The following is a 23,729-nucleotide window of genomic DNA, read 5'->3' on the forward strand; positions in this document are numbered from 1 at the left end:
TTGACCATGAGTGCAGTGAAGGAAAGAATTTCAGAGATTGTCGATGGTAAACGTGTCATTGTCATAAAGCCTGAGCTTCTCGCACCTGCGGGCAACCTGGAAAAGCTGAAGATTGCCGTTCAATATGGAGCAGATGCCGTATTTATTGGCGGCCAGGAGTATGGCCTTCGTTCGAACGCCGATAACTTTACTTTTGAGGAAATGAAAGAGGGAGTAGAGTTCGCCAAAAAATTCGGAGCGAAAATTTATGTTACAACCAATATATTCGCACATAATGAGAACATTGATGGGCTGGAAGATTACCTTCTTGGTCTGCGTGAAGCAGGAGTGGCCGGTATTATTGTAGCTGATCCGCTTATTATTGAAACTTGCCGCCGCGTTGCACCGGAAATCGAAGTGCACCTAAGTACCCAGCAATCATTATCGAATTGGAAGGCTGTCCAATTCTGGAAAGAAGAAGGGCTTGAACGTGTCGTACTGGCACGTGAAACAGGTGCAGAAGAAATACGCGAAATGAAGGAAAAGGTTGACATTGAAATTGAGGCATTTATTCATGGAGCAATGTGTATCGCATATTCAGGCCGTTGTACCCTTAGCAACCATATGACTGCCAGGGACTCAAACAGGGGTGGCTGCTGCCAGTCATGCAGATGGGATTATGATCTCTATCAGCAGGATGGAAACAGTGAAACGCCTCTTTTTGACGAAAATGATGCAGCATTTGCTATGAGCCCAAAGGACCTCAATCTTATCCAGGCCATACCTAGGATGATTGAGCTTGGCGTCGACAGCTTGAAAATTGAAGGACGGATGAAATCAATCCACTATGTTGCTACAGTTGTCAGCGTATATCGTAAAGTGATTGACGCGTACTGTGCAGATCCTGATAACTTTGTAATTAATCCAGAATGGTTAAAAGAGCTTGATAAATGCGCAAATCGTGAAACAGCTCCTGCCTTCTTTGAAGGAATTCCAGGGTATAAAGAGCAAATGTTTGGCAATCATAGCAAAAAGACTACTTTTGATTTTGCCGGACTTGTATTGGATTACAATAAGGAAACTCAAATGGTTACACTGCAGCAAAGGAATAACTTTAAACCTGGCCAGGAAGTAGAATTCTTTGGTCCGGAAATAGAAAACTTTACTCATGTTATTGATAAAATTTGGGATGAAAAAGGTAATGAACTGGATGTAGCACGCCATCCGCTTCAAATTGTACAATTCAAGTTGGACAAGCCGGTTTACCCTAACAACATGATGCGGAAGGAGAACTAGAATGGAACGCAAACCCGTTGTTATTGGTGTCGCCGGAGGATCCGGCTCAGGAAAGACAAGTGTTACAAAAGCAATATACGAGAGCTTTAAAGGTCATTCTATTTTAATTTTAGAGCAGGACTATTATTATAAGGATCAGAGCACCCTTCCTTTTGAAGAGCGTCTGAAGACAAATTATGACCATCCTTTAGCGTTTGATAATGATTTGATGATTGAGCATATTGAAAAGCTGCTCCGTTATGAAGCGATTGACAAGCCAGTATATGACTATTCAGTCCATACCCGTTCTGATGAAATTATTCCAGTTGACCCGAAGGATGTTATTATTCTTGAAGGTATTTTAATCCTTGAAGATGAGCGTCTTCGTGACTTAATGGATATTAAATTATACGTGGATACTGACGGAGACCTGCGGATCATCCGACGTTTAATGCGTGATATTAAAGAACGCGGACGCACAATGGATTCTGTCATTGAACAATATGTTAATGTTGTTCGTCCCATGCATAACCAATTTATCGAGCCTACAAAGCGTTATGCTGATATTATCATTCCTGAGGGCGGCCACAACCATGTTGCCATCGATTTAATGGTCACAAAAATTCAAACAATTCTTGAACAAAAGTCAATTTTATGAAACAATAGCAAATGAAAGAAAGAATTATAACATTGCCTTTTTCATAAACTTTATTATTGCGCGCCCTTTAAAAGGACGCGCTCCTATGTATTTATGCCTTTATGGGGGCTACATAACTTAACACAGTCTGTTGGGGGATTGTGAAGACTAGAAGGAGTGAATGGTTTTGGCTACAGAAAAAGTATTTCCAATGACACAGGCAGGTAAAGATAAACTTGTACAGGAATTGGAGCATTTAAAATCTGTTAAACGAAAAGAAGTAGTTGAGCGTATTAAAATCGCGAGAAGCTTCGGTGACTTATCGGAGAACTCTGAATATGATTCTGCTAAAGAAGAGCAGGCATTTGTGGAAGGCCGCATTACAACGCTTGAAAATATGGTCAGAAATGCAAAAATCATAGCAGAGGGCGATATGGCAAGCGATGCCGTTTCACTTGGCAGCTCTGTTACCTTCGTTGAACTTCCGAATGGCGACGAAGAAACATATACAATTGTCGGAAGTGCGGAAGCAGACCCATTTGAAGGGAAAATTTCCAATGATTCACCGATTGCTAAGAGCCTCATGGGTAAAAAGGTTGGAGACGAAGTTTCTGTACAGACTCCAGGCGGAGAAATGAGCGTTCGAATTACCTCTATTAAATAATGGAAATGCGCTCATTTTTTGTGAGCGCTTTTATTTTTGGCTCTATAAGTTTGAAAAAGGCAACCTCGTCAACACTTTTGACGAGGTGTTTTTATGTGGAGAAAAAGGGCTATTGGGTGGCTGGTGTTTTCTTTTATAGGGTTTTCCTTACTATTGGCCAGGCTTATTCAAATTCAATTGGTTGAAACAGAAACATTTACATCTAGAAATATAAACCTTCTCGAAGAAAGTGTAAGGCAAAGGACACAGGAGCTGGTAATCGATAATGGGCGTGGAGATTTCCTGGACAGAAATGGTGAATTGCTGACACATAAAAAATTACGGGTCCTAGTCCTTTTTCCTTTTTTGAAAAAAATAAAATGGAATGAGGGGGCAGTGGCAGAAATAATAGGCGTTTCAAGAAGTGAACTGGCAGAAGCCGTCAATAAAGCAAATAATCCATTCTCCTTTGGTGACCCTCATCCACTCGAACTGTCTGTTTCCCAAACAGAGCAAATAAACGAATTAAAAATACCAGGAGTTTTTGCAGTAGAAAGAAAATTTGAGCGCTCTGGCATACCTGCTGAGCAATTGATCGGCATGATTGGTGAAAATCCGAACGAACTTAGTAACCGATATCCTGACAAAAAATTATCCAAGCAAACACTGATTGGAATATCCGGGCTTCAAGAAAGCTTTGATGAGTTTCTTCTTCCTGAAGGGAAATCTAAGCTAGTTTATCATGTAGATGGCGATGGTGCACCGCTATTTGGAGTAAATGTGCGCTATGTTGATCCAGCGAATCCTTTTTATCCAGTCAATATTAAAACGACAATCGACCTCGATGCACAGCGAAAAGCAGAGGAACTTGCTGATGAATATGGGATAAAAAAGGGCGGATTGGTCCTTCTTGACATAGAGGACAGCAGTATCCTTGCAATGGTTTCACGGCCATTGATCCAAAAGAAGAATCCATATAATGGTGCAGGAATAACAAATTTGATGTTAAAGCAGCAAATTATGGGCTCTGTCTTTAAAACAGTCGTGGCAGCTGCGGCAATTGACCATAATCTTGATAATCCTTCCAGAAGATTTGACTGTAGCAAAAAGATTAATGGAAAGCCAGATTTAAAATATAACTACGGCATGCTAAATTTTGAGGATAGTTTTGCAAGGAGCTGTAATCATGCCTTTGGCCAGCTGGCAGTAGAATTAAAAGATATTGACCCAGGAATACTGGAGGATTATGCTGCTAAATTATCCTTAACAGGTCCAGTTGGCTGGCATGGAAATGTTTATCACACAGAAAATTTCAAACAGCTGATGGATGAGGAAAAAGGAAGAGTTTTTTTATCGACTGAAACAAGAAAAGACAACAATTTTGTGGCCATGTCAGGAATTGGCCAGCATGAGGTGAGGGCATCCCATTAGCTGTTGCCAGCATGATGGCTACGATAGCAAGAGGCGGAAAAAAGGAAATGGTCAAAGCTGTTTCCAAAATTGAATATAAAAATAAAACAACGATGACGGAATTTGATAATAAGGCAATACCAGGAGACACGATTGCTCCTTATACTGCTATGAAGCTCCAAAAGCTTCTTAGAGAGGTTGTTATCAATGAACATGGAACCGGCCGTTGGTTCCAGAGCCTTCCCTACGAAGTTGCCGGCAAATCAGGAACTGCAGAAACGGGAAAGTATAAAGATGGGAAACAGCTGCATAACAAGTGGTTTGCCGGTTATTTTCCCTACCAAAATCCTCGTTATGCACTAGTTGCTGTCAATATGGATGTGTTTGATAACGAGGGGGGAATCAACCAGCTTTATGCTGATATGGTAAAGTGGCTTTATCAAAAAGATAACGGACAATAATGACACCCAACTCAATGAATAGTGATATATTCCTTCATGTTTTACTAAACTCATGTTAGAATGTTGACATCCTTATTTTTTGGAGGGGTAGATTTGAATAACGATTTTAAAAATAGCTCGCGTTCAGGATACCGGGCTAAACGAAAGAAAACCAACATACTGCTGAACAGTTTGATTGCAATTGTTCTGCTCTTAATTATTATTGTTGCCTTTACGGTTTTCGCAGGCGGCAATGATAATTCTGCATCCAAGAGTGACAACAATAAAGAAGCTAAACATACACAGCATTCAAAGAAAGATAAGCAAAGTACTTCTGATAACAGTACAGAAGCTAGTGACAGCCAAACTCAAACGAGTGAAGATAATCAAAGTACTGACAGTGAAGAAACAGCTTCCGAGCAGCCTGATGATTCAGCAGCACCGGTTGTTACAGAAGGCGGGAGTACAGACAACGTAAAACAAACAATTGAAAATCCTGAATGGAAGCCTGTTGGGACTTCACAAACAGGGGAGCATGCGGCTGATTATGATTCAAACTCCGTTGACTGGCAGGAAATGCTGAACGCCATTTCATATGCAACTGGGATTGACCGTGGAAATATGACGGTATGGCGTATCGGAAACAATAATCATGATCCTAACAGCTCAATTGCGACCGTTTCATCCAAGGAAGATAAAAAGGCATATCGTGTTTACATCGATTGGGTTGATGGCGAGGGCTGGAAGCCTTCCAAGGTGGAAGAATTAACGGAGAATGACCAAGGGAATTAAAAAAAATAAGGATGGGTCCATTTTGGACCCATCCTTATTTTTTTTGCTTAAAATGAACAACAGCGGAATAAAACCTCTGGCCATTTTCATTCAGATGCATTTGATGTGAAACAGAGTGAACGGAGAGCATAATGGCCTTATTTATTTCAATCTGGGATTCGATTTTCTTTTGCAATGTTTTTAAGTCGGCAGCTTCAAAAAATTCTACTTTATCCTCTATTAAATCCAGATGGAAGTTCAATCAAAACACCCCTTCTACTTTTTCTCTATTCATATTTTAATAAGAGCAGCCCATTGAGGCAAACAATAGTTGAATAAAAAAGTGGATTATGATAAATTGAGAACATGATTTTTTTAATTCATACTATACTTATAGGAATTATAAGTTTATATTTGGGGTGAGGGAAATGGGCAGAGAATTTTTAGATGTTTTTGAACAATGGGCTGATTCATATGATGACACAGTAGTTGGACATGATGCTGAATATAAAGAAGTTTTTTTGAATTATGATGGAATATTGGACGAGGTAGCCAACCGTTCTAAGGGCCATGTCGTTGAGTTTGGCGTTGGAACAGGCAATCTCACAAGAAAAATATTGAACAGAGGCTTAACTGTAACGGGAATAGAGCCTTCTGCACCTATGAGGAAAATTGCTGAGGAAAAACTTAATGGCAAAGCCGAGGTCCTTGATGGAGATTTTATGGTCTTTCCTGCCGTAAAAAATCCAGAAACCTTTGTCAGTACTTATGCATTTCATCACTTAACAGACAGCGAAAAATCCCAAGCAATAGCCCTATATGGAAAACTTTTATTCAATGGTGGTAAAATAGTGTTTGCGGATACAATGTATGAATCCGAAGAAGATTATAAAAAGGCTATTTTAGATGCACAAGAAAAGGGCTTCCATAACCTTGCAAAGGATTTGCAAACGGAGTTTTACACCACAATCCCGGTTTTAAAGGGAATAATGGAGAGCAATGGGTTTTCAGTAACCTTCACCCGCTGCAATGATTTTGTGTGGCTCATGGAAGGAGTAAAACTTTAAAGAGAGAGGTTTAATCATGAAAATCGCAATCATTGGAGCAATGGAAGAAGAAGTGGCTCTTTTAAGAGAAAATATCGAAGGAAAAACACAGGAAACAGTGGCAGGGTGTGAATTCACCTTTGGAAAAATGCATGGAACAGATGTTATCCTCCTTCGTTCAGGCATAGGTAAAGTAAATGCCGCAATGTCGACCACAATCCTGCTTGAAAAATACAAGCCTGATTATATTATCAATACTGGATCTGCAGGTGGTTTTAATCCGGAACTAAACGTAGGTGATGCAGTTATTTCTACGGATGTACGTCATCATGATGTGGACGTTACAGCTTTCGGATATGAATATGGCCAGGTCCCTCAGCTCCCTGCAGCATTTCCTGCAGACGAGAAATTGATATCGATTGCTGAAGCAGCCGCAAAGGAAATCGAAGAAATTCAAATTGTTAAAGGGCTAATTGCAACAGGAGATTCATTTATGCAGGATGCTGGACGGGTTGATTTTGTCCGAACCAAATTCCAGGACCTTCAGGCAGTTGAAATGGAAGCAGCGGCAATTGCCCAGGTTTCTTATCAATTTAAAGTTCCATTCGTAATCATCCGTTCACTTTCCGATATCGCAGGCAAGGAATCGAATGTATCTTTTGATCAATTTTTAGAAAAGGCAGCGCTTCATTCTGCCACGCTTGTCATGAAGATTGTCGCGAAGCTTGGCTGATTAACGGGACAGAAAGTGAGTATTCCATGAAAGTTTATAAAAATGTACATGAAATGATTGGAGAAACACCGATTGTTGAAATTTCACAGTTTCCTTTGCCAGAAGGCGTTCGGATTTTTGCTAAACTTGAGTTCATGAATCCAGGCGGCAGCGTGAAAGACCGCCTTGGCATAGAGCTCTTAAGGGATGCATTTGAAAGCGGGAAATTAAAGCGAGGCGGAACGGTAATCGAACCGACTGCCGGGAATACGGGGATAAGCCTCGCACTTGCGGCCATCAATCAAGGCGTAAAAGTAATCCTTTGCGTTCCTGAGAAATTCAGCATCGAAAAGCAGGATCTGATGAAAGCTTTAGGTGGCGAAATTGTCCATACCCCAACAGAAAAAGGGATAAAGGGCGCAATTGAAAAAGCGAAAGAGCTGCTTGAAGAGATTCCTGATTCTTTTTGCCCGCAGCAATTTGCCAATCCTGCAAACCCGGAAACCTATTTCAAAACACTCGGCCGGAAATTTGGACACAAATGGATGGAAATGTGAATATTTTCGTTGCAGGGGCAGGAAGTGGCGGAACCTTTATGGGAACGTCCAGATATTTAAAAATGCAGAATCCTAAAATAAAAACGGTCATTGTCGAACCCGAGGGGTCCATTCTAAATGGAGGCGAGTCCGGCCCTCATAAAACCGAGGGAATCGGAATGGAGTTCCTGCCTGAATTTATGGAAAAGGAATATTTTAATGCCATTCATACCATTTCTGACGAGGCTGCTTTTAAACGAGTTAAGGAATTGGCAGAAAAAGAGGGGCTGCTTGTAGGCAGTTCATCAGGTGCTGCCCTCCATGCAGCGCTTCTGGAGGCTGAAGGAGCTGCACCTGGAAGCAATATCATCGTAATATTTCCGGATGGAAGCGAACGTTATTTAAGCAAAAAAATTTATGAAGGTGGGATATAAATGAAACGGAAAACAAAACTCATCCACGGCGGCATAAGTAATGATCCATATACAGGAGCAGTTTCTGTACCTATTTATCAGGTGAGTACGTATAAACAGGAAGGCGTCGGCGGCCATAAAGGCTTTGAATATTCCCGTACAGGAAATCCTACAAGGCATGCACTCGAAGAACTGATTAAGGATATTGAGGGCGGCACGGCTGGATTTGCGTTTGGTTCAGGAATGGCTGCTATAACTGCAGTAATTATGCTGTTCAATAAGGGTGACCATGTAATTTTAACGGATGACGTGTATGGAGGCACTTTCCGGGTCATGACAAAGGTGTTGAATCGCTTTGGCATTGATTCCACCTTTGTGGATACAAGTGACCTTGGAAATATCACAAATGAGATCCGTTCAAATACGAAAGCAATTTATATTGAAACGCCGACGAATCCTCTTTTGAAAATAACTGATATCGAAGCAGCTGCTAAATTGGCGAAAGACAATCGCATTCTGACCATTGTCGATAATACCTTTTCAACACCATACTGGCAAAATCCGATTGAACTTGGAGCAGATATTGTTCTTCACAGTGCCACAAAATATATTGGCGGTCACAGTGACGTTGTAGCGGGTCTTGTTGTCGTCAATAGTGAAAAGCTTGCTGAGGACCTTCACTTTGTGCAAAACTCCACAGGAGGGGTGCTTGGCGTCAGGATTCATGGCTATTAATGAGGGGCATTAAAACTTTGGGAATTAGAATGGAAGAACATGAAGCGAATACGGCTGCTATTGTGAATTTCCTTACTGACCATCCTTCTGTAAAAAAGGTTTATTACCCTGGCCTTGAAAACCATCCAAACCATGAGATTGCCAAAAAGCAGGCAAGGGGATTTGGGGGAATGATTTCTTTTGATGTAGGCAGTGGAGAAATGGCAGACCAATTATTAAGCAAGGTTCATTACTTTACTCTTGCTGAAAGCCTTGGGGCAGTGGAAAGCCTAATTTCTGTACCGGCAAGGATGACACATGCCTCTATTCCGGCAGAACGGAGAGCAGAGCTTGGTATAACTGACGGACTCGTCCGTATTTCCGTTGGATTGGAAGATGTTGAAGATTTAATCGACGATCTTCGCCAGGCATTAGAATAGATTGTTTTTAAAGCTGGTTCTCTAAGGACCAGCTTTTCACATTATTTTACTAATATTTACATTCTCTTACTCTGCTTATTTTATGTTAAAGTTGTTTAGTAGACTTTAACAGGAGCAGGTGATAAGAGTGAAAAACCACGCAAAGAATTTATACGGAAAAATGATTGACTTCAAACGGTTTGCGGTAGCTCTTTTAGCTGCGGGCGTTTTCTTTTACTTGGGAGTCATTATTCCATCAGGCACAAAAACTGTGATGAGTTTAAATATATTGATATTATCGTCAATGTCATTTTTAGCCGCTTCCGTTTTCTTTTTCATTCTCTCAAAGAAGTGCAGAATGGAGCTTGAAGAAATGGAAGAAGGACAGGAATATTTAATGAAAAAATAAACGTCCTAAGGGGCGTTTTTATTTTTGGGAAAAATAGGCGGTATAAGGGTTTACAAATGACATAAATGTGGATATAATTACCATTGTTAGTGAAAAATTCCGGAGGAGGTCGAAATGATGCAAAAGTTCACCGTACTAAACACTACAGCTTTATATGGATTAAACGCGCATTCGACCAAGAGGGAATGGATTGCTTAACAGCTAATTGTTAACTTACATATCCATGCCGCAGGGAGAATCGTGCTCCTGCGGTATTTTTGTGCCAAAAAACACACGCCGCAGGGGGATAATTCCTTGCGGCTTTTTTGCGGATATGTATTTAACAACAAACTTATTTTTAAAACTAGGAAAACTGTCTAGCTACAGCGCCTAGACCCTCGAGGTCGCTTCGGTCCTGCTGATGAAGTCAAAGAACGACTTAATCTTCAGTCCCTCCAGCGCTTGTCGGGTTTAGACAAGGCGCTTTCGCTTTTCTAATAAGGAGGTGTATAAAGATGACATTAAATATCTTGTTTATGACAATTACAATTAAAAAACGTATTTTGGACCCTGAGAAAATTCTAAGGGATGAAATGGTCGAAAAGCTTCATGATGAAATCAAGGACCGTCAATTTTCCCTTTACCGTCCGATATAATCTTGCCCTTAAAAATGAAAATGAAAGGTGGTTTTTAAAATGATTTTTCTAATTCAAGACCGTGGAGCTAGCTTATGGGTGATGAAGGATACCACCTAACGAAAGTATACAATGGAGGTTGACCTAATGTCTGTGCATATATTACTGTTGACCCTTTTCGTTCGCAAAAAGAAGAGGGCATAATTTAACAAAATGTTCACATCCTTTTATGATAGGTACAGTGTAAATATGGTAAATTCGAAGTATAGAATTGAACCTATCCAAAGGGGTGCGGAGTATGTTTATGATCGTTATGGCATGTGTGATTACTGGAGCAATCGGCTGCGTAATTGTGGCAGAAGTCAGTGTTACAGAAGAATACTGATTCACATTCAATCAAAGGCATTAACCGGATATAGGTTAGTGCCTTTTTGTTTTTTAGGTTTATTTTACCATGAAATAAAAGTCGCATGGACAGACACAAACACCCGGAAACTTTCATAGGAATTAGTTATAGGCGATAGTCCTAATGAAAGCGGGGGTGGATGTGCATGTCCAGTATTTTGGCAGCACTCGGTTACTTAGCAAAAGAGTTTTTATTCCTAGTTTCATATGTGAAAAATAATGCTTTTCCCCAACCGTTATCGGCGGCAGATGAACGGAAATACTTACGATTAATGGCGGAGGGGGATTCACATGCGCGCAATATGCTGATAGAGCATAACTTGCGCCTGGTTGCCCATATCGTCAAGAAATTTGAAAATACAGGCGAAGATTCCGAGGACTTGATATCCATAGGCACAATAGGATTAATCAAAGCGATTGAAAGCTATTCAGAAGGCAAGGGTACTAAGCTGGCTACATATGCAGCGAGATGTATTGAAAACGAAATTCTCATGCATTTAAGAGCCCTAAAGAAAACGAAAAAGGACGTTTCCCTCCATGATCCGATCGGACAGGATAAAGAAGGCAATGAAATTTCCTTGATTGATGTATTAAAGTCGGAATCAGAAGATGTCATCGATACGATTCAATTAAATATGGAGCTCGAAAAAATTAAGCAGTATATAGATGTATTGGATGATCGTGAAAAGGAAGTTATCATCGGCCGATTTGGGCTTGATTTGCAAAAGGAAAAGACACAGCGAGAGATTGCAAAGGAACTGGGGATTTCGAGGAGTTATGTTTCCAGAATTGAGAAAAGGGCACTAATGAAAATGTTTCATGAATTTTACCGGGCGGAAAAAGAGAGAAGGAAAAATAGATAGGACAAAAGAAATGCAACTTAACATAAAAACAGCAGGATTAATCCTGCTGTTTTTGGCCGTTTTTTAATAGTGTTGACCAATTATTGCCAGCATCAACAGACTCATAAAGGTCATTTTTATAGGTAGCGAACGCAAATCTTTTTGGATTTTTTTGATCAACCGCAATATAAGTGATCGGGTTATCATAATCCAGAAAAGGAATTTTGACATCTGACTGACTTCCAGTAACTGGATCTGATTTTCTTAAAAGAATCGCTTTGTTTTCAACACTTGAAAAATAAATGTCATTTCCAGAGAAAGCCAGGGAAGTAGCCATAATCGGGCCTGTTAATGCTTTCATTGTATCTCCGCCATTAACGGAATAATAAATGCCGGACCGGGTTGCCATTGCCATTGTCTCTCCCTTTTCCGGATGAACTGCAATCATTCCGAGGGAATCAGCTTTAAATTGATCAAGCTTACTCTGCTTCCACGTCATACCATTATCCGCGGAAAAATATACACCTTTCCCCAGTTTGCTGTTAGGTTCCTCATTTATGACATAAATGCCAGTACCCGAGAAGCTTGCAGAAAGGAAGTGGAAATCGCTTTCTCCATAAAAGGCTAGTTTTTTTAGTGTCTTTCCTTTATCAACACTTTGAATGAGGCCAGGGGATTTTTCAGCACGCTGCCTTGTTGCGGATGTCCGCTTGCGATAAAGCCCTCCTGAATTGCCTGGAAGCCCATATAATCATTTCGGTTGGCAGTCGTTTCAAACCATTTCGAATCCTTATATATTTTTAATCCATCATGGGCAGCTAAATAAAGAGATGAGTCATTCCCCGGATAGCCTATCCCATGCAGGTGATCCACTTTAAGCGCCTTCGATTCAATAATTGAGTATTCAGGAGAAGTAACCTTCTTTTCTGCTTCTTTATGATTTTCATGATTAGCACCTTGATCAGATTTCTCCTGATTGGAACATCCGGAACTGAAAATCATGATTCCAGCCATTCCTAGTAAAAATAACTTTGACTTACTTCTCACTACTTTGCCTCCTGTCGGGGTTTAAGAATCTTTTTCCATCCACTTATACCCCAGTCCCCATACAGTTGTCAAATATTCTTCAATTGGGAAGCCTGCTTTTCGCAATTTATCCCTTAGATTTCGGACATGTGAATCAATCGTCCGGTCTTCCGTTGCCGCTGAATAACCCCAAATAGCAGTTAGGAGATGCTCACGGGTGAACACTTTGTTACGATGCTGTAAAAATAGGCTGAGCATTGCAAATTCCTTGGGTGTCAGCGGAACTGTATTTTCATAATATAAAAGCTCAAAAGAGTCATGCTTCAATGTAAGTCCATTGAAAATGATCGTTTTTTCCTCTGAATTTTTTCTTCTTAAAATGGCCTCGATTCTTGCTGTAAGCTCCTCTTCGTCAAAGGGTTTACTAATATAGTCATCAGCCCCCAAATTAAGCCCTTTAATTATGTCTGTCTTTTCGCTTCTTGCCGTAAGCATAATAATAGGGATATCCGAGTTTTTTCTGATTTCCCTACATGCTTCCCAACCGTCCATTTCAGGCATCATTACATCCAGTAAAATCAAATCAACTTTGTTCGAGTCCAGATATCGGATTGCTTCAAGTGCCGTCCCCATTTTTATGCAGTGATACCCTTTTGGAGTCAAATAAAGTGATAGTAAATCAAGCATTCTTTTTTCATCATCGACCATCATGATTTTTATCAAAATCCATCTCTCCCCCAAAAGTAATCCTTTGAAAATATTATACATTAATGCATGAAAGCGAAGAGTAACCAGTCTGGGAAATTTAAGTTTGTTTTGTGAAGGATTTTCATAAATAGATGCCCATACCATGTTACCCAAGATACATATCATGATAGTAAAAGGACAAAAGGAGGGAATGAATATGTCATACGGTTATCCTTATCCCGGTTACCCAGCTCCTTTTCCTGCCTATCCATGTTATTCAGGTGGAATTGGTCCCTGGTACGCGCTATTTATCGTGTTATTGATTCTTGTTCTGATCTTTTGGGGCTGGTGGTATTTCAGCAATCAATTTTGTTAATAAATTAATAAACTTAAAGGCCTTGAGCGTCGCTTTAAGGCCTATTATTCATTGTGAATGCAAAATGAATTGATAGAAATTTTAGAAAAAAGCACTTATAATGAAGAAGTACATAGATTAAAGGGGGTAAATCATGACTGCAACTACATACAAAGATGTCTGGGACTTGGATATTTTATTTAATGGAGGAAGTGCTTCAGAAGCTTTTGCAAATCACTTAACAGAAACATCTGAATCCATATCCGCTTTTGAAAAAAAGGTGAACAAGTGGTCACCACTAAATACGACAGAAGACGTTGGAAAGTTAAACGGTTTATTAGAAGAATTTGAACAGACTGCAAAAATGATCCGGCAGGCAGGCGCGTTCGTGAGCTGTCTTCAGGCTCAAAATACAAATGATAAATCTGCGAAATCCCTGCAAGCAAAAGTTACCTCGCTAAGTGCCGCTTTTCAAACGGTGTTAACTGGCTTTGACAGCAAATTGACGGAAATTAATGATACTGTCTGGCTAAAGTTAATGGAGGACCCCTCATTGCGTGGAGTTTCTTTTGTATTAACAGAAAGAAAGGAACGTGCACAGGAGAAGCTTTCGAAAGCGGAAGAAGCTTTAATTAATTCCCTTGGTGTTGATGGTTACCATGGATGGGGACAATTGTATGATTTGATTGTCGGAAGCATTAAAATTCCGTTTGAGGGCCAGAGTCTTTCCGTTGGTCAGGCATTTAATAAATTCTCAAATCCTGATCGGGAAGTGAGAAAAGGGATTTTTGAAAAATGGGAGGAAGCATGGGCTGAAAGCTCTGATTTGCTTGCCAAAACATTAAACCATCTTTCCGGTTTCCGGTTAAGCGTTTATGAACAAAGAGGGTGGGAAGAAGTTTTAAAGGAACCTCTTCATTTAAACCGAATGAAAAAAGAAACGCTGGATATGATGTGGAAGGTCATTTCTGACAACAAAGAGCCACTCGTAAAATATCTCGATAGAAAAGCTAAATTATTGGGAGTAGAGAAACTAAGCTGGTATGACCTTGATGCACCATATGGGAAGACGGAATCGAAAGCCTCATACCAAGAGGGGGCAGACTTCATTCTTGAGCATTTTGCAAGGTTTGGTGAAGAGATGGCGGCATTTGGCCGTATGGCATTTGAGGAACAGTGGATTGAGGCTCAGGATCGTCCGGGTAAAGCGCCAGGCGGTTTCCACACTTATTTTCCTGAAAGCAAACAATCACGCATTTTTATGACGTACTCAGGGACTCCTTCAAACATTTCAACCCTTGCTCATGAACTAGGCCATGGATTCCATACCTATGCCATGAGAGGGCAGCATTATCTTAACCGCAATTATGCAATGAATGTAGCTGAAACTGCTTCAACGTTTGCGGAAGCGATTGTGTCCGATGCTGCGGTTAAAAAAGCGACCACAACCGAAGAGAAGCTGGCATTATTAGATGATAAAATTCAAAGATCTGTTGCGTTATTAATGAATATCCATGCCCGTTTCCTTTTTGAAAGCAGCTTTTATCAGGAAAGGAAACAAGGACCTGTAAGCACAGAAAGATTAAATGAATTAATGCTATCTGCGCAAAAAGAAGCTTATTGCGGTGCCCTGGATGAATACCATCCGATGTTCTGGGCTTCCAAGCTCCATTTCTTCATTACAGGGGTGCCGTTCTATAACTTCCCTTATACCTTTGGATATTTGTTCTCCCTTGGCATCTATGGCCAGGCACTTGAAGAAGGAAAAGGATATGAAGAGAAATATATCGCCTTGCTGGAGGATTCGGCATCAATGACAGTTGAGGACCTTGCACAAAAGCATTTACAGGAAGATCTGACAAAGGCTGATTTTTGGGAAAAGGCTCTCAAAGTCTGCATTGACGATATTGAGGAATTTCTTGAGCTTACTGAAAACAAATAGAAAAAGAAAGAACCCAGCGTTGAAAGCTGGGTTCTTTCTTCGCCTTTAGGGGCTAGCCAATCGAGGAGTTTTCTTTATTGGACAAACTTACCTATTAATATGCTATATTGAGGATTATACTTTTTTAAGTTTAAAGGAACTGACCATAAGGAATGATAAGAGCATCATTGTGAACAGGAAGGCTGGGGCGGCAAATAAGGAATGGCAAGATAGCTTAATGTAGCCAGACATCCGGCTGCCGTAATCGGAAGGCCAGTGAAATAGCGACAGCTTTCTGAAATATTGAAACGGGCGAGTCTGAAAGCTCCGCAAACGATGTAAAAAATGGTAAAGAAAGTGCCGGGACCTCCGAAATCCGATAAAATTCCTTGATATAGTAATAGTGCAGGTGCCACACCAAATGATATAATATCACTCATGGAATCGAGCTGCTTCCCTAGCTCTGATTCAATATGTAACTTTCGAGCTATCATTCCGTCAAACCGGTCTGCCAGTGCAGCAATGAATATTAAAAGAAGCCCTAATCTTAAGTTATCATCAATAATAAAGACAATGGCAAAACCGCCTAAAGTTAAATTAGTTAATGTAATAATGTTCGCAGTTTGGGATTTTAGTTTTCTAATTGTCTGGTCCAGTACGTCTGATAAAAACAATCATCCTCACTCCTTATCAATTGGAACGAGGGTCTTTGAAAACCAGACCATCCTTCCCAGCTGTCCTTTGATTGTACGGTTCTCTCTTTTATGCGGAGCTTTATTAAGCATATCTAAATAATATTTAAATTTAAGGTTTTTATGACTGATCTTAAAGAGTATTTTTACACTATTTGGGGGTAGGTACAGTGATTCAACCATTTTATCGTCTTCTAATTGAACTGACAAATGGCAAATGGTCTTCGTGGATATTAAGGAATTTTTCACGTTCCCGCCTCAGCCGGTTTATCGTTCCATCCTTTGCAAAGGCCTATAGTATCAATCAGGCTGAAATGCAAAAAGAATTAGGTTCATATCCGACACTTCATGATTTTTTTATAAGAGAACTAAAACCAGGATCGAGAAAAATTGATGAGGCAATAGAATCTGTAGTGAGCCCTGTGGACGCAGTGATTGAAGATATTGGAAAAATTAAAGAATCCAGTGAAATCGAAGTTAAAGGAAAAATTTATTCTATCGAAGAAATGCTGGGTAATCATGAATCCTTGCAAAAATACCTTAATGGCACCTATATGATCTTTTATTTAAGCCCCAGCCATTATCATCGAATTCACAGTCCTGTGAGTGGTACGGTTACAAAACAGTGGACTTTGGGGAAGAAATCATATCCTGTTAACAAATTGGGGTTAAAATATGGTGTGAGGACGCTGGCGAAAAACTACCGGATGATTACGGAAGTTAAGACTGATTATGGTCATGTTGGAGTTGTTAAGGTAGGGGCGATGTTTGTTAATTCTATTGAAACGACACATGTGGGAACAGAATTGGAAAAAGGCAGGGAAATGGCGTATTTCACGTTTGGCTCAACCGTTGTATTATTATTCGAACGAGGTATATACGAACTGGATACAACAATTAATACTCCTGCCGATATAAGAGTTGGCGAAAGAATTGGTGTCTTAAAAAAACAAAGCTAAGTTTAAAGGGCGGCGCATTTATTGCCAGCCCTTTTAATAGTTCTTTTTATAATAAAAATGCTCTTTTAGCAAGGATTGTTGTTTTCGGGACAAATTTTATTATTAGAGATTGTTCCGAAATCTTCTGATTCGGACTTGATTGCCCCTGATTTGATCAACCCTGTCCGAATAAGCTGGAAGAAATGGTCATCATAAGCGAGGTCATGGGCAAAACCTCATCAAAAAAGATACCCAATGGAGCAATGAAGACCGAAATCCCTGCCTCGGGAGCAGAAAATGGTCTTCATAATGGGAATGAAGACCGAAACGCCTGCGATAAATACCCAAAACGGTCTTCATAAGCCAGGTCATAGGCAAAATCCCAACAAAAAAGATACCCAATGGAGCAATGAAGACCGAAATCCCTGCCTCGGGAGCAGAAAATGGTCTACATAAGGTTGATGAAGACCGAAACGCATGTCTAAGGTGGAAGAAATGGTCATCATAAGTGAGATAAAGGCCAAAACCCCTCTGATTCGGACTCGAGTACCATTGAATATACCAATATTAGTTTTGAGTGGTATCTAAGTGAGCAAATTATTACAGAAACAACAAAGTTTACGATAAGAGCCATAAAAAAAGAAAAAGCCCTAAGCAAGGGCATATTAGAATTAGCAGGAAACTTTAATTTTATTTGATAGTGATCGTCTGTGGATTTCCATTTCAATAAGGCCAATAAAATCAGGGCTTAGGTTTAATTCTCTCGCTTTAAAGTAGGACTCAATTAATAATTCGTCTGACAGTTTGCGCATGTCAGAAGCCACCTCCTATTTTTGAAAAAAGTTCTTAAATTGAAATTGGTTTCATACAATGATAGGTACATTTGGTGTACCCTTAATCTACCAAAAACAAACGAATAGAACAATCGTTCTCTTATCCACAGGGGTTGGTGGATAAACTGTGATTAACATGTTTATAAAAAAGGGAAAAGTAACAGGATCAATGGGTATAATGTGAATAAGTTTATCCACAAGTGAGGAAAAGGGAAAGTTTTGTCGAAAAATATTTTAAAATAAGCTTTTATACTGCTATTTTGCTCGATTGTATGTAAATAGAAATAACCATAATGTTTTTTCAGGATGCAAATGCTCAATTATGTACAATGTCTTAGTAAAATTCATTTATACTTTGTATCAGCGGTTAAAATTGGTTATGATGATAACGGTAAGCTGAAAGTAGATTTTAAAAATTAAGTACTAATTTTAAGAGGTGTAATTTTTGTGCTAAAGCATTTTTTACCGGATGAACACGTTAAAAGTATTCTGGATATTACCCCTGGACTCTTGAAAGAAAGAGGAATAAAAGGAATTATCACAGATCTTGATAATACGCTTGTTGAATGGGACAGGCTTAATGCGACTCCCCAGTTAATTAAGTGGTTTGATGAAATGAGAAAAAACAATATTCTTGTGACGATTGTTTCTAATAATAATGAAACGAGAGTAAAATCTTTTTCGGACCCTTTGGATATTCCATTTATTTTTCAAGCAAAAAAGCCTATGTCAAGAGCGTTTAAAAAGGCAATAAACAGAATGGGACTGAAAAGGGAAGAAGCCGTAGTCATCGGAGATCAATTATTGACTGATGTACTAGGTGGCAACCGTGGAGGCTTTCATACCATCCTTGTTGTACCAGTTGCCCAGACAGACGGTTTTTTTACAAAATTTAATCGCCTTGTGGAGCGGAGAATCTTAAATTGGTTCCGCAGAAAAGGCATGATTCAATGGGAGGATTAATGTGTGAGTGAAATACAGCATGTATGCATGGGATGCGGTGTGAAAATTCAAACTGAAAACCCAGCTGGCCTTGGATATGCACCAGCATCAGCATTGGAAAAAGAAATGATTATTTGTCAGCGCTGCTTCCGGTTAAAGCATTATAATGAAGTTCAGGACGTTAGCCTAACGGATGATGATTTCTTGAAAATATTGAATGGTATTGGAAAAACCGATGCATTGATCGTAAAGATTGTTGACATATTTGATTTCAACGGCAGCTGGCTTCCGGGACTGCACCGTTTTGTAGGAAACAATAAAGTTCTGCTAGTCGGAAATAAAGTTGACCTGCTTCCTAAGTCAGTTAAACATAACAAGCTTATCCACTGGATGAAGCAGCAATCGCAAGAGCTTGGCTTGAGGCCAGAGGAAATATTCCTGGTCAGCGCGGCAAAAGGCAATAATATTAAAGAAACCGCTGCAGCAATCGATGAAATGCGAGACGGAAAAGATGTCTATGTGGTAGGATGTACAAATGTCGGGAAATCTACTTTTATTAACAGAATTATTAAAGAGGTTTCCGGCGAGGAAGATGTAATCACAACTTCCCATTTTCCCGGACTACTTTAGATATAATTAAAATACCACTTGATGATGAAAAGGCACTGGTTGATACACCTGGAATTATCAATCACCATCAAATGGCCCATTTTGTAGATAAAGCTGACCTTAAAATCATCACCCCGAAAAAGGAAATAAAACCGACCGTTTTCCAATTAAATGAAGGACAAACGTTGTTTTTTGGGGGATTAGCAAGATTTGATTATGTTAGCGGCGGAAGAAGATCATTTGTCTGCCATTTTTCCAACGAATTGAATATCCATCGCACAAAAATGGAGAATGCCTCCGAGTTATATGAAAAACATGCCGGGGAATTATTAACTCCTCCAAAAAAGGATGAAATGGAGCATTTTCCTGAATTAGTCAAACAGGAATATTCGATTAAGGAAGCCAAAACAGATATTGTATTCTCAGGATTGGGTTGGATAACGGTAAATGACCCGGGAGCTAAAGTGATTGCGTACGTTCCTAAAGGTGTGCAAACAATGCTGAGAAAGTCATTAATTTAAAGGCTGTTTTCTAAAAGATTGCTGTTTTGTAAATAGGTTATTAAAAGCGAATCGTTGAAAAAGAAATTGATTGGAGCGGAAGGTGCGAGCTCCTCGAAAATGCTCTCGCATTTCCTTCGTGCGGTGTTGATTCTAGGAAGCTGATTCAACGTCCTGCGGGAGCAGCGGGACAGGTGAGACCCCACAGGCGCTGTGCGCCGAGGATGCTCACCGCCCGCCCCGCGGAAAGCGAGCATCCTGAAGTGGAAATCAACTACTCCTTAAATAGCAACAAAGTATACGAAAACAGTCAATTTAAAAGATATAACTTGGTGATGGGGGACGGTGCTTTGAAAAAGCTTTTTGCAGTATTGGGGAACCCAATCGGCCAATCGATGTCACCGCAAATGCACAACGATTTATTTGCTTATTACAATATAGATGCGCATTATCACCCTCTTCTGGTGAAAGTGGAATCCTTGGCTGACGCTGTAAAAGGGCTGAAGGCCATCGGGGCATCAGGCTTTAATGTAACGGTACCACATAAGAGCTCTATTATCCCATTATTGGATGAGATCGATCCATTGGCGCGTGAGATTGGTGCAGTAAATACAGTAGTCAACCAGGATGGCAAATTAATCGGCTATAATACCGATGGACCAGGGTTCTTAAAAGGATTGAATCGCCTTTTGCCTGAAATAAAGGGCAAAAATATTTTAATTATTGGAGCTGGCGGGGCCACACGTGCCATATATTTTACCCTAGCAAAGGCAGGGGCTAAAAATATCGATATTTACAACCGCACAGCGGCACGAGCACAAGAATTGATTAATAGCTGCTCTTTTCCAGTCATTTCTAATGCAGTGAGTATGGAAAGAGCGGAAGGGAGCCTGGATCAATACGATTTGATTATCCAGACAACCCTAATAGGCATGTTTCCGAATACGGGTGAAAAGCCCTTGGATTTGGAAGGTGTGAAGAGCGGATGCGTTGTATGTGATATCATTTATAATCCGCTTGAAACAATGTTTTTGCATAATGCAAAGAAAAAAGGATTGCCAATTCAGAATGGAATAGATATGTTTGTTTTTCAGGGGGCGATTGCCTTTGAAAAATGGACGGGTATATTTCCTGATACTGATAGAATGAAAAAGAATGTTTTAAAGCAGCTGGGAGGAACAATATGTTAACTGGTAAACAAAAGAGGTTTTTAAGAGCTAAGGCCCATCATTTAAATCCTATTTTCCAGGTGGGCAAAGGCGGAGTAAATGAGAATATGATTAAACAAATTTCAGAGGCACTTGAAGTGCGGGAGTTGTTAAAAATCAGCATTCTCCAAAATTGTGAAGAGGATAGAACAGAAGTTGCCGAAAACCTGGCTTCAGGAACAAAAGCGGAGCTTGTTCAGGTTATTGGGAATACTATAGTGCTGTACAAAGAGTCGAAAGAAAATAAGCAACTCGTACTGCCATAAATTCAGCAAAAGGAGGCTGAGCCATGAAGAGAATTGGGATTCTTGGAGGGACGTTCGATCCTCCCCATAATGGCCACCTTTTAATTGCAAACGAGGTTATGTCTGCCCTTCAACTCGACGAAATATGGTTTATGCCCAATCAAGAGCCGCCACATAAAAAAAAGCCGGACACAGTAAAAAATGAAAACCGGCTTCAGATGCTTAAGCTAGCATTGCAGGGAAATGAACAATTCAAGATCGAGACGATTGAATGGGAAAGAAAGGGCCCTTCGTTTACTTTTGATACGATGAAAATCCTATCTTTAAAGTATCCTAAGCATGGGTTCTACTTTATTATTGGTGCGGATATGATTGAATACTTGCCAAAGTGGCATAAAATTGATGAATTACTGGAACTCGTCAAGTTTGTTGGCGTAGACAGGCCGTCCTACAGCCATGAAACAGGGTATCCTGTCCTTTATATTGACATCCCGACAATCGACGTATCGTCAAGCTTAATAAGAGAGAGGCTGAAGTCAGGTAAATCTGCCCGTTATTTACTTCCTGAACCAGTACTTCATTATATTAAGGAGAATCATTTATATGGAACGTGAAGTTGCCCTGAAGCTTGTGCATGCCCAACTGACGGAGCATCGCTATCAGCATACTCTCGGAGTGATGGAAACGGCGATTATTCTGGCAGAACGATTTGGAGCCGATGAAAAAAAAACCGAACTGGCCGCGATTTTTCATGATTATGCCAAATTCCGACCGAAAGAAGAAATGAAGGAAATCATTCTTCGGGAGGGGTTCCCGGGTGATTTGCTTGAATATAATTCGGAGCTTTGGCATGCACCTGCTGGGGCTTATCTCGTAAAAAAAGAAGCCGGCATCGATGACCTGGAAGTGCTGGACGCAATCCGTTACCATACCTCTGGACGTCCAGGGATGAAGGTGCTGGAAAAAGTCATATATTTAGCGGACTATATAGAACCAGGCCGTCATTTCCCAGGCGTAGAAGAGGTGAGGGAGCTTGCAAAGGAAGACCTGGATGGGGCTTTAATCCAGGCCTTCAAAATACCATTATGTTTTTAATGAAAAAAAGCAGCCGGTATACCCGGATACTTTTAATACCTATAATGATTTAGTTAAATCGACACTTAAGTAATAAATATTAATGAAGGGGATTGAATAGATGAACAATCAGGAATTACTACAAATAGCGGTTAAGGCTGCAGACGATAAAAGAGCAGAGGATATTGTCGCGCTTAATATGAAAGGGATTTCTTTAATTGCCGATTACTTCATAATCTGCCACGGAAATTCGGATAAACAGGTTCAGGCAATTGCCAGGGAAATTAAAGAAAAAGCAGAAGAAAACGGATGCGCAGTGAAGCGGATTGAAGGGTTCGATGAAGCTAAGTGGATCCTGCTCGACCTTGGTGATGTCGTGGCACATGTATTCTATAAGGATGAAAGATCATACTACAACCTTGAAAGATTATGGGGAGATGCTCCGCTAGAAGACATTCGAAGCGTGCTTAATCTATGAGTTATGAGAGATTTGCCTATCTGTATGATGAGCTGATGCAAGACGCTCCGTATCATCAGTGGGCTGAATTAGTCTTGAAAAAGCTTGAAGATTACGGAGTAAAGGGTCGGACTTTACTTGATTTAGCCTGTGGAACTGGTGAACTTTCTCTCCGTTTTGCCCGGGAAGGATTTCAGGTAACAGGAGTAGACCTTTCAACTGATATGCTCTCGGTAGCTAGAAGCAAAGCGGAAGATGCTGGCTTTCACCTGCCTTTTTTCGAGCAAAATATGGCTGAATTAGAAGGCTTGGGGCAGTTTGATGTCATTGGGGTTTTTTGTGACTCTTTAAACTATCTGCAGACTGCAGAAGAAGTTGAGAAGACTTTTTCCAAAGTTTATCAGCATTTGAAGGAAGATGGCCTTTTTATTTTTGATGTGCATTCTATATATAAAATAACCCAAGTGTTTATGAATCAGACATTCACCTTAAATGAAGATCGTCTTGCATATATATGGAACAGCTTTCCCGGGGAAGCCCCAAATAGTGTGGAACATGAATTAAGCTTCTTTGTTCTCGATGAGAGCTCAAGTAAATATAATCGTTTTGATGAAATTCATTTCCAGCGAACTTTTTCTGTCGAACAGTATTCGCGCTGGCTGGAGCATGCGGGATTTAAGCTTTTGGAGGTATGTGCAGATTTTGAAGATGCCAGTCCATCAGCTGATTCAGAAAGAATTTTCTTTATTGCAAAAAGGATAGACTAAGAGCCATCCCGTTAGCGGAGATGGCTTTTTTTTTACCGTCTAGGAAATTATAAAATTAAATGATATGGATAACTTCTACAAGTTGTATTAATCTAGCTCCAGCGCCCAGCCCCTCGGGGTCATAAGCCAAATCACTCCAGAAATTAGGATTTCCTGCGTGATTCGTCTTATGCCTGTCGGGGCTAACCAGGGCGCTTGCGCCTTTTTTTA

Annotated in this window: 23 protein-coding genes and 6 pseudogenes; 23 read left to right on the forward strand and 6 right to left on the reverse strand. The window is 40.2% G+C overall.

Translation table 11 applies throughout. The features are described from left to right. The first annotated feature begins 6 nt into the window (after positions 1–6). The 5 genes and pseudogenes from RCG23_RS18590 (at position 7) to RCG23_RS18610 (ending at position 5,176) form a co-directional block, all read left to right on the forward strand. Entirely contained in the window at positions 7–1,275 is a 1,269-nt protein-coding gene (locus RCG23_RS18590) for a peptidase U32 family protein (RefSeq protein ID WP_308176883.1), read from the forward strand. Position 1,276: 1 nt separating this feature from the next. Further along, positions 1,277–1,912 (forward strand): uridine kinase, encoded by a 636-nt coding sequence (gene udk, locus RCG23_RS18595; protein ID WP_308176884.1) that lies wholly within the window; start codon positions 1,277–1,279, stop codon positions 1,910–1,912. 166 nt (positions 1,913–2,078) lie between these two features. After that, positions 2,079–2,555 (forward strand): transcription elongation factor GreA, encoded by a 477-nt coding sequence (gene greA / locus RCG23_RS18600; protein ID WP_308176885.1) that lies wholly within the window; start codon positions 2,079–2,081, stop codon positions 2,553–2,555. Positions 2,556–2,648: 93 nt separating this feature from the next. After that, positions 2,649–4,405 (forward strand): annotated as a pseudogene (locus RCG23_RS18605) (peptidoglycan D,D-transpeptidase FtsI family protein). Between the two features lie 93 nt (positions 4,406–4,498). Beyond that, positions 4,499–5,176 (forward strand): YrrS family protein, encoded by a 678-nt coding sequence (locus tag RCG23_RS18610; protein WP_308176886.1) that lies wholly within the window; start codon positions 4,499–4,501, stop codon positions 5,174–5,176. Between the two features lie 34 nt (positions 5,177–5,210). Here RCG23_RS18610 and RCG23_RS18615 read toward each other — a convergent pair whose 3' ends face one another. Next, complete coding sequence (locus tag RCG23_RS18615) at positions 5,211–5,417, reverse strand: DUF2536 family protein (protein ID WP_308176887.1); 207 nt, start codon at positions 5,415–5,417, stop codon at positions 5,211–5,213. A gap of 166 nt (positions 5,418–5,583) precedes the next feature. On the opposite strand from RCG23_RS18615, the gene RCG23_RS18620 reads away from it, so the two are divergent. From RCG23_RS18620 to sigK, 7 genes and pseudogenes are all read left to right on the forward strand, one after another. Beyond that, positions 5,584–6,222 (forward strand): class I SAM-dependent DNA methyltransferase, encoded by a 639-nt coding sequence (locus tag RCG23_RS18620; RefSeq protein WP_308176888.1) that lies wholly within the window; start codon positions 5,584–5,586, stop codon positions 6,220–6,222. 16 nt (positions 6,223–6,238) lie between these two features. Continuing rightward, the gene (gene mtnN, locus RCG23_RS18625; protein WP_308176889.1) at positions 6,239–6,934 is read left to right on the forward strand and encodes a 5'-methylthioadenosine/S-adenosylhomocysteine nucleosidase; all 696 of its coding nucleotides are present in this window, start codon (positions 6,239–6,241) and stop codon (positions 6,932–6,934) included. 26 nt (positions 6,935–6,960) lie between these two features. After that, a pseudogene (locus tag RCG23_RS18630) lies at positions 6,961–7,883 on the forward strand (PLP-dependent cysteine synthase family protein). After that, positions 7,884–9,016 (forward strand): annotated as a pseudogene (locus tag RCG23_RS18635) (bifunctional cystathionine gamma-lyase/homocysteine desulfhydrase). Positions 9,017–9,143: 127 nt separating this feature from the next. After that, positions 9,144–9,404 (forward strand): YrhC family protein, encoded by a 261-nt coding sequence (locus RCG23_RS18640; RefSeq protein ID WP_308176890.1) that lies wholly within the window; start codon positions 9,144–9,146, stop codon positions 9,402–9,404. Positions 9,405–9,898: 494 nt separating this feature from the next. Beyond that, positions 9,899–10,039, forward strand: coding sequence for a YrzI family small protein (locus tag RCG23_RS18645; RefSeq protein WP_308176891.1), 141 nt, complete (start codon positions 9,899–9,901; stop codon positions 10,037–10,039). Positions 10,040–10,569: 530 nt separating this feature from the next. Beyond that, positions 10,570–11,286 (forward strand): RNA polymerase sporulation sigma factor SigK, encoded by a 717-nt coding sequence (gene sigK, locus RCG23_RS18650; RefSeq protein ID WP_308176892.1) that lies wholly within the window; start codon positions 10,570–10,572, stop codon positions 11,284–11,286. A gap of 37 nt (positions 11,287–11,323) precedes the next feature. On the opposite strand, the gene RCG23_RS18655 is transcribed toward sigK, so the two are convergent. The 3 genes from RCG23_RS18655 to RCG23_RS18665 all read right to left on the reverse strand — a co-directional run bounded on the left by RCG23_RS18655 (position 11,324) and on the right by RCG23_RS18665 (position 13,014). Then, positions 11,324–11,764: a beta propeller repeat protein gene (locus RCG23_RS18655; protein WP_308176893.1), complete on the reverse strand. Its 441-nt coding sequence runs from the start codon at positions 11,762–11,764 to the stop codon at positions 11,324–11,326. 134 nt (positions 11,765–11,898) lie between these two features. Beyond that, complete coding sequence (locus RCG23_RS18660; protein WP_308176894.1) at positions 11,899–12,312, reverse strand: hypothetical protein; 414 nt, start codon at positions 12,310–12,312, stop codon at positions 11,899–11,901. A 21-nt stretch (positions 12,313–12,333) separates the two neighbouring features. Continuing rightward, a complete protein-coding gene (locus tag RCG23_RS18665) occupies positions 12,334–13,014 on the reverse strand; it encodes a response regulator transcription factor (protein WP_308176895.1) in 681 nt (226 codons plus the stop codon). 181 nt (positions 13,015–13,195) lie between these two features. Between RCG23_RS18665 and RCG23_RS18670 the strand changes: the two genes are divergently transcribed. Then, positions 13,196–13,354, forward strand: coding sequence for a hypothetical protein (locus tag RCG23_RS18670; RefSeq protein ID WP_308176896.1), 159 nt, complete (start codon positions 13,196–13,198; stop codon positions 13,352–13,354). Between the two features lie 133 nt (positions 13,355–13,487). Continuing rightward, a complete protein-coding gene (locus tag RCG23_RS18675; RefSeq protein ID WP_308176897.1) occupies positions 13,488–15,275 on the forward strand; it encodes a M3 family oligoendopeptidase in 1,788 nt (595 codons plus the stop codon). Between the two features lie 114 nt (positions 15,276–15,389). On the opposite strand, the pseudogene pssA reads toward RCG23_RS18675, so the two are convergent. Beyond that, positions 15,390–15,928, reverse strand: a pseudogene (pssA, locus tag RCG23_RS18680) (CDP-diacylglycerol--serine O-phosphatidyltransferase). Positions 15,929–16,116: 188 nt separating this feature from the next. Here pssA and RCG23_RS18685 point away from each other — a divergent pair. Next, the gene (locus tag RCG23_RS18685) at positions 16,117–16,905 is read left to right on the forward strand and encodes a phosphatidylserine decarboxylase (RefSeq protein WP_308176898.1); all 789 of its coding nucleotides are present in this window, start codon (positions 16,117–16,119) and stop codon (positions 16,903–16,905) included. Positions 16,906–17,555: 650 nt separating this feature from the next. On the opposite strand, the gene RCG23_RS18690 is transcribed toward RCG23_RS18685, so the two are convergent. Next, a complete protein-coding gene (locus RCG23_RS18690) occupies positions 17,556–17,696 on the reverse strand; it encodes a sporulation histidine kinase inhibitor Sda (protein ID WP_308176899.1) in 141 nt (46 codons plus the stop codon). Between the two features lie 468 nt (positions 17,697–18,164). Between RCG23_RS18690 and RCG23_RS18695 the strand changes: the two genes are divergently transcribed. The 8 genes and pseudogenes from RCG23_RS18695 (at position 18,165) to RCG23_RS18730 (ending at position 23,519) form a co-directional block, all read left to right on the forward strand. Continuing rightward, positions 18,165–18,680, forward strand: a complete 516-nt coding sequence (locus RCG23_RS18695; RefSeq protein ID WP_308176900.1) for a YqeG family HAD IIIA-type phosphatase — start codon at positions 18,165–18,167, stop codon at positions 18,678–18,680. A gap of 27 nt (positions 18,681–18,707) precedes the next feature. Next, positions 18,708–19,789, forward strand: a pseudogene (gene yqeH, locus RCG23_RS18700) (ribosome biogenesis GTPase YqeH). A gap of 329 nt (positions 19,790–20,118) precedes the next feature. Next, positions 20,119–20,958, forward strand: a complete 840-nt coding sequence (aroE, locus tag RCG23_RS18705) for a shikimate dehydrogenase (protein WP_308180104.1) — start codon at positions 20,119–20,121, stop codon at positions 20,956–20,958. Next, a complete protein-coding gene (yhbY, locus tag RCG23_RS18710) occupies positions 20,952–21,242 on the forward strand; it encodes a ribosome assembly RNA-binding protein YhbY (RefSeq protein WP_308176901.1) in 291 nt (96 codons plus the stop codon). Before aroE ends, yhbY begins: the two co-directional genes overlap by 7 nt. A gap of 23 nt (positions 21,243–21,265) precedes the next feature. Further along, positions 21,266–21,835, forward strand: coding sequence for a nicotinate-nucleotide adenylyltransferase (locus tag RCG23_RS18715; RefSeq protein WP_308176902.1), 570 nt, complete (start codon positions 21,266–21,268; stop codon positions 21,833–21,835). Further along, positions 21,825–22,389: pseudogene (gene yqeK / locus RCG23_RS18720) on the forward strand (bis(5'-nucleosyl)-tetraphosphatase (symmetrical) YqeK). Before RCG23_RS18715 ends, yqeK begins: the two are co-directional and overlap by 11 nt. Positions 22,390–22,416: 27 nt before the next feature. Continuing rightward, entirely contained in the window at positions 22,417–22,773 is a 357-nt protein-coding gene (gene rsfS / locus RCG23_RS18725) for a ribosome silencing factor (protein ID WP_308176903.1), read from the forward strand. Continuing rightward, the gene (locus tag RCG23_RS18730) at positions 22,770–23,519 is read left to right on the forward strand and encodes a class I SAM-dependent DNA methyltransferase (RefSeq protein WP_308176904.1); all 750 of its coding nucleotides are present in this window, start codon (positions 22,770–22,772) and stop codon (positions 23,517–23,519) included. Before rsfS ends, RCG23_RS18730 begins: the two co-directional genes overlap by 4 nt. Positions 23,520–23,729 lie beyond the last annotated feature (210 nt).

This window comes from Neobacillus sp. PS3-34 (assembly GCF_030915465.1).
GTDB lineage: Bacteria > Bacillota > Bacilli > Bacillales > Cytobacillaceae > Neobacillus_A.